The 1,874-nt window shown below is 76.0% G+C and carries 1 protein-coding gene; it reads right to left on the bottom strand.

Annotated features, from left to right (window positions below):
• Window positions 1-1,874 (bottom strand): restriction endonuclease (locus tag KS423_RS44615; protein ID WP_224285391.1); only part of this gene is annotated, 1,874 nt, incomplete at both ends.

Consider the following 1,874-nt stretch of genomic DNA (forward strand, 5'->3'; position numbering starts at 1 on the left):
CCGGCGGAACGCCCCGAGCAGCATCGCGCTGTCCGGGACCCCGCCGGTCGGGCCCGACCAGGCGCCCGGGCCACCCGCGCCCGGCCCGTACGCGGCGGCGAGAGCCAGCCCGTGCACATAGCCGAGCGGCAGCGCCGGGTGCTCCTCCTCCTCGGTGGAGACGGCGACCACCACCTCCTCGACGGCGGCCGGCAGCCGGTGCAGGTCCAGGGCCAGCCGGACCGCCCGGGTCGGCCGGCCCGGCACCGAGTGGGTCGGATGCAGCCGGACGGCGCCGTCCGGGTCCTGCGGGCTGTTGAAGAACACGAAGTGCTCGTCGCTCAGCACCCGGCCGCCGGCGCACAGGAAGACGGTGACGTCCAGCTCCACCGCGTCCCCGCCGGCCGTCCGGCTCTGCCAGCTCACCGTGAGGGCGGTCTCGCCGGCCTCCTCGGGCTTGTCGTCCGCAGCCGTGGCAGCGCCGGAGGCACCGTCGCCGAGCCGGCCGCGCAGGCCCTGCTCGGCGAGCAGGGCGACCAGCTCCGGGCCGCTCACCAGGGTCAGCGGCTTGCCCTCGATGTAGCTGTACGAGCCGCGGCCGAACCCCGCGGTGGTGACCAGGATGCCCTTGATCGCGCCGTGGTGGCGGACGGTGGACTCCAGGTCGCGCACCGCCGTCGGCGGAACGGTCTTCTTGTAGCGCTTCGCCTGGATCACGATCTTGCCGCCGGTCACCGGGTCCAGGTCCTCGGCCACCACGTCCACCCCGACGTCGCCGCTGCGGGCCGTGGTCATCACCCGGAAGCCGCGCAGCCGGAACAGCTCGGCGATCAGGTCCTCGAAGTCCAGCGGGTCCATCGCGAAGAGGTCCGGCTCGTCCTCGCCGCCGTGTCCGGCCAGGCTCCCGCCGATGCTCTCCGGTCGCCGGTCCGGGCGCACCTCGTCCAGCCGCTCCGGGCGCGCCGACAGCCGGCCGCCCAGGCCCTGGAAGCACTCCACCGGGGCCACCCGGTCCAGCGCCAGGGCGGCGAAGCCGGCCCGGGTGGCGGTCAGGGTGGAGAGGAAGCGTTCGGCCTCCCGGCCGGTCGCCGGGTCGATGCCGAGGACGAAGCCGTTCAGCACCACCGAGTCCAGCAGCCCGTCCCGGTCCGCCCGGAACAGCTCCGCCGCCACCCGCAGCGCCGACTGCGCCAGCACCTCCCGGTACAGCGCCTTGCGCTCCGTCGCCGGACGGGCCACCTCCGCCTCGCGGTCGTCCGTCTTCACGTACCGCACCCGGGCGGCGGCCGGCACCACGTCCGGCCCGGGCAGCTCCCAGTCCACCACCAGCTGGCGGCTCCCGGCGTCGAAGGCCGCCGCCAGCCGGTGCGGGAAGCCTTCCGGCCAGGCCGCCGAGGCGTACAGGCCGGCCGTGAAGTACTCCTGCACCGCCTCCGGCTCACCCGCCCGCAGCCGGCGCAGCAGCTCCTCGGTCCGGGCGCCGAGCTCCTCCTGCTGCCGCCGGGACTGCTCGACCCGGGTCAGGTACTCCTGGTGGTACGCGGCCAGCCGGTGCTGCCGGTCGGCCTCCCGGGCCTGCGCGGCGTACCAGTCCTGCTCGAACCGGGCACGGGCCTGCGCCAGGTACTGCTCGTACTGCTGCCGCACACCCGGGTTGCGGGCCTGGACCTGGTCCGGCGGCGGCACGAAGTACCGGGCCGAGGACTGGTCCGGCATCGGCACCGGCTCGCCCAGCGGCCCCGGGTCGAACGGCGGCACCGGCTGCGGCGCCAGCAGGGCCTGCGGACCGAAGGCCGGCGCGGCCAGCCCGGCGGCCAGCAGCCCCCTCAACTCCTCGACCCGGGCGTCCAGTTCGGCCGTCCGCCGGGCGACCTCCGCCTCCCGCGACTGCTGGT

Origin of the sequence: Streptomyces sp. LS1784, from assembly GCF_020103755.1 — a bacterium.
GTDB lineage: Bacteria > Actinomycetota > Actinomycetes > Streptomycetales > Streptomycetaceae > Kitasatospora.